The organism is Nocardioides panacisoli (assembly GCF_039537325.1).
GTDB lineage: Bacteria > Actinomycetota > Actinomycetes > Propionibacteriales > Nocardioidaceae > Nocardioides > Nocardioides panacisoli.
In genome coordinates this window covers 1-662 of record NZ_BAABAH010000040.1, presented here as the reverse complement: position 1 = coordinate 662, position 662 = coordinate 1, and the positions used below count along the sequence as shown (strand labels likewise).

Genomic DNA, 662 nt, shown 5'->3' with positions numbered 1-662 from the left:
CAGCTGGTCGCCTGGTGCACCCGGTTCACCCCCCACGAGCTGCGCGCCCTGGGCAAACGGATCCTGGCCGTCGTCGACCCCGACACCGGCAACCAGGCCGACGCCCAGCGCCTCCAAGAAGAGGAACGGTCAGCACGGCAGAAGATGCGCCTGACCTTCAAACCCCAAGGCGACGGCACCACCCGGCTCACCGGACTGCTCCCCGACGCGAGCGCGACCCGGTTGAAGACCTACCTGGACGCCTACACCTCACCCCGCAACCCCAAGAACACCCCCACCGGTGCCGGGGAGGCCGACCGGATCCCCTACCCCCGCAAGCTCGCCCACGCCCTGTGCACCCTGCTGGAGCACCTGGACCCCACCCAGCTCCCCGAGCACGGCGGGGACGCCACCACCCTCATCATCACCATCACCCTCGACGACCTGCGCAAGGAGCTGGGCACCGCCACGATCCTCGACGGCTCGGACCCCGCCCTCGGTCCCAACCTGTCGGCAGCAGAAGCCAGACGGCTCGCCTGCACCGCCCAGATCATCCCCGCCGTCCTCGGCAACCACTCCGAAGTGCTCGACCTCGGCCGCGCCGACCGGCTCTACCGACCACCCCAACGCAAAGCCATCCGACTCCGCGACCGCCGCTGCCGCGCCCAAGGCTGCGACCACCC

Annotated in this window: 1 protein-coding gene; it reads left to right on the top strand. The window is 70.7% G+C overall.

Annotated features, from left to right (window positions below):
* On the top strand, window positions 1-662 hold a 662-nt coding region (locus ABD709_RS21400; protein ID WP_344779090.1), incomplete at both ends, for a DUF222 domain-containing protein.